Origin of the sequence: Anaerofustis sp., assembly GCF_019420015.1 — a bacterium.
Taxonomy (GTDB): domain Bacteria; phylum Bacillota; class Clostridia; order Eubacteriales; family Anaerofustaceae; genus Anaerofustis.
Window position 1 is genome coordinate 1 of record NZ_JAHZIA010000013.1, and the last position, 3,317, is coordinate 3,317.

The 3,317-nt window shown below is 33.5% G+C and carries 4 protein-coding genes; 3 read left to right on the top strand and 1 reads right to left on the bottom strand.

Annotated features, from left to right (window positions below):
- The first annotated feature begins 179 nt into the window (after nucleotides 1-179).
- The 3 genes from QZ357_RS03865 to QZ357_RS03875 all read left to right on the top strand — a co-directional run bounded on the left by QZ357_RS03865 (nucleotide 180) and on the right by QZ357_RS03875 (nucleotide 2,452).
- Nucleotides 180-536: a DUF2752 domain-containing protein gene (locus QZ357_RS03865; RefSeq protein ID WP_290772010.1), complete on the top strand. Its 357-nt coding sequence runs from the start codon at nucleotides 180-182 to the stop codon at nucleotides 534-536.
- A 447-nt stretch (nucleotides 537-983) separates the two neighbouring features.
- Complete coding sequence (locus QZ357_RS03870; RefSeq protein ID WP_290772013.1) at nucleotides 984-1,532, top strand: TM2 domain-containing protein; 549 nt, start codon at nucleotides 984-986, stop codon at nucleotides 1,530-1,532.
- Between the two features lie 113 nt (nucleotides 1,533-1,645).
- Nucleotides 1,646-2,452: a RecX family transcriptional regulator gene (locus QZ357_RS03875; protein WP_290772016.1), complete on the top strand. Its 807-nt coding sequence runs from the start codon at nucleotides 1,646-1,648 to the stop codon at nucleotides 2,450-2,452.
- Between the two features lie 26 nt (nucleotides 2,453-2,478).
- Here the strand turns inward: QZ357_RS03875 and rbr are convergent, their stop codons facing one another.
- Complete coding sequence (rbr, locus tag QZ357_RS03880; protein WP_290772020.1) at nucleotides 2,479-3,066, bottom strand: rubrerythrin; 588 nt, start codon at nucleotides 3,064-3,066, stop codon at nucleotides 2,479-2,481.
- Nucleotides 3,067-3,317 lie beyond the last annotated feature (251 nt).

The window sequence follows — 3,317 nt, forward strand, 5'->3', positions numbered from 1 at the left end:
TGATATTTAATTTTATATTCTATATTTTATGGATAAATTATAAAACTTATGTATTAAATAAAAATTATAAAAAAATTAATTTTTTATAAGTATATACAAAAAAGTATGTGTTGAATAAAAAATATTTGTATATTATACTCAAAGGGAAAGGTAAAAAGTAATTTAACTAAAATAATATTATGAACAAGAAAATTGTAAAAAAACACGTATTTTTGATATGTGTACTGGCTTTATACGTTTTTATCGTTTATATAACCGGGATAGGATGTCCTCTCAGGTATGTTACGGGAATTCCCTGTCCGACCTGCGGAATGACGAGAGCTTATCTGTCGTTTTTGTCTTTTGATTTTAAAACGGCATTTTATTTTCATCCTTTATTCCTTCTTGCTTTTCCTTTTGCTCTGCTTTTGGTTCACTTTAACCTTGACACTTTTCTTCATATGAAAAGAAAACCCCGGAATACAATTTTGATTTTAATGCTTATTTTGTTTTGGGCAGTTTATGCAGTGAGACTCTTGTTTTTTACCATACCGTAAAAAGTATTTATTAATATTTTACCATATTTGTTTTAAAGTCCTGTTTGTCTTTGAAGTTATGTTATACTTTAAATATACTCGGTTACATATTGTTGAGAGAATATCAGATATTTTACTATTATAAGGGAACGAATAGTTCTCTTATTTTCTTTTTTTCAGATATGGATTATTGTTTTTATATATTAGTCTTTAAAGGGGATGATAAGCCATAAAATAAATATCTTTGTCGATTACAAGTTGGGAAAATGTCGTTTATGTTTGCCTAAGGGGTATTATCGTGGTATAATTTTTCTATAAAGATTCAGTCAAAGTTTTATTTTGTCTTAGATATTTTGTCGGTTTTGTTTTTTTATGGCAATAGGGGAGATTGAAGATATCAAAAGGAAGCATTTAGGATTTGAAAATAATTTTAATATTTTATAGAACATGATTAAAGGAGGGATATATATGCAAAGAGATAAAATTAACATGTTTATGGTGAGTACTTCGGAGTATTTCCCCGATGATAAACTTTTTCTTGTAAGAGAAAAATTGGAGAACGTTCCTGATGATGCACTTACTTCGCTTTCGCTTATACAGTACCGTTCGCCGCTTTTGATGCTTGCGATATCGCTTTTGGGCGGTTCTTTCGGCATTGACAGATTTATGGTCGGAGATACGGGGCTTGGCGTTTTAAAACTTTTGACAGGGGGTTGCTGCGGTGTTCTTACTATTATAGACTGGTTTGTTATAATGGGGCGAACCAGGGATGAGAATTTGATAAAATTTATGAACGCGGTTAATACCCTGGGAGCTTCAGGGACTTCTTCGGCTTCTACGGTAAATAACTATAACATAAAAATAGAAAATGCAGTGCAAAAGGAAAACAAAGAGGAAAAGAGTTTTGTGGAAAAAGAGCGAGAAAAAGAAGAAGATAGTCTGAGAGGGGAAGTTGACATCTCAAAGCTGAGAGAAGAACAAGCCGCTAAGAGTGAGGATGATTCCACGGATTTGTAGTTTGGGGTTTTTAAAGTTTATTTTTCTTTAATTTTTATCGAAAGAGATTTTCGGTGATGTGATTTTAAAGAGAAAGAGTTTTTATAAGTAGAATTATTATTGTCGGGAGTTTTATGGATATTATAACAAAAATAACGAAAAGCAAAAGAGAATACAGCGTAACATTAAATGACGAAATTGTTTTAAGACTGGATAAGAAAGTCTTGGATAAGTTGAGTCTTTTTGAGGAAGTCGACAGAGAAGAGCTCGTGAAAGAGAGTTATGATTATCTGTATGACAAAGGGCTTAACCTGGCTTTGAATTATTTGTCTTATGCGGCAAGGTGCGAGAACGAGGTTGTAGAATATCTAAGTAAGAAGCATTTTCCTGATATTGTCGTAAATGATATATTAAACAGGCTTTTGGAACTTAAGGATGTAAATGACGAGGACTACATAGAAAGTTATGTTTCGAGTAAGTCGTGTGCTTTAATCGGAAGAAACAAGATGAAAAACGATTTGATAAAAAAAGGCATAGACATAGAGAAGATATCGAAAGTTTTGGAGAGGTGTTTTTCTGAAGAGGAAGAGAGGGATAACCTTATTAAATTCATAAAGAAGAATAACCTCAAGCACAAAGATTTATTTTACAGAGAAAAGAAGGAAAAGACGGCAAATGCCGCAGTGAGAAAGGGTTATGATTATAGGCTGATAAATTCTCTTATAGACGATTACTTGACAGAGGAAGAAAATCTGATAGAAAACGAAAAGGTGAGAGAGAACATAAGGAAGAAATTCTTTAAGTATCTGGACAAAGGGGAAGACCTTATAGAAACAAAATACAAGGTGTATTCTTTCTTTATGAGGAAAGGATACAACGAGGAAGTGTTAAACTCGGTATATGAAGAAATATTAAATGATATGCTGGATGAACAAGAGTAAATAAAAAAGTGCCTTAGGCACTTTTTTTATTGGTTAAAACTATTGCATACGGGTTTAAAGTATGCTTGTTCGTGAGAGCAGATGGGGCAGACTTTCGGAGCTGTATTGCCTTTATGTGTATGACCGCATTTAAGGCATACGAAGCTGCATTCTCCTTCTCTTTTAAAGTAGCCTCTTTCTACTTCTTTCGCCAGTTTGTCGAATCTCGCATGGTGGAATTCTTCCACTTTTGCTATAAGCTCAAAGTAGTTTGCAATATCTTTGAATCCTTCTTCTCTTGCGGTGTTTGCGAATGTAGGATAAATTTCCTTTGCTTCTTCGAATTCGCCCAGTGCCGCAGAATGAAGGTTTTCTAAAGTTGTGCCGAGGAATACGGGATAATCTGCAGAGTCAACCAGAATTTTTTCTCCCGGGAGTTCTTTGTTTATAAGCATCATGAATCTTTTTGCATGGTAAAGTTCGTTCATTGCCGTTTCGTTAAATACGTCTTCGATATATTTGAAACCGTCGTCCTTGGCTCTTTTTGCGTAGTAAGAGTATCTTTGATACACACCGCTTTCTCCCACGAATGAACTCATAAGGTTTTTAACCGTTTTACTGTTTTTTAATTCCATAATATTCTCCTTTTTTTGTTTTATTTTTTCTTTTAAAAGTAATAAATATACGGAATAAAAAATTTTATTTAAAATTTTTAAAAATAATTTATACGGGATATTTAAAATGAAGTGAGTACAGGAAAGAGGGGATAAAATCAAAATAAAAAACCGTTCTGAAATGAACGGTTTATCTGCGAAAAATGGTGGGCCTTCAGGGACTCGAACCCCGGACCGTCCGGTTATGAGCCGGATGCTCTAACCAACTGAGC

Excerpts from the sequence above, each read along its gene's own strand:
- QZ357_RS03875 (WP_290772016.1), top strand. The coding sequence starts at position 1,646 with ATGGATATTATAACAAAAATAACGAAAAGCAAAAGAGAATACAGCGTA.
- rbr (WP_290772020.1), bottom strand. The coding sequence starts at position 3,066 with ATGGAATTAAAAAACAGTAAAACGGTTAAAAACCTTATGAGTTCATTC.
- QZ357_RS03865 (WP_290772010.1), top strand. The coding sequence starts at position 180 with ATGAACAAGAAAATTGTAAAAAAACACGTATTTTTGATATGTGTACTG.
- QZ357_RS03870 (WP_290772013.1), top strand. The coding sequence starts at position 984 with ATGCAAAGAGATAAAATTAACATGTTTATGGTGAGTACTTCGGAGTAT.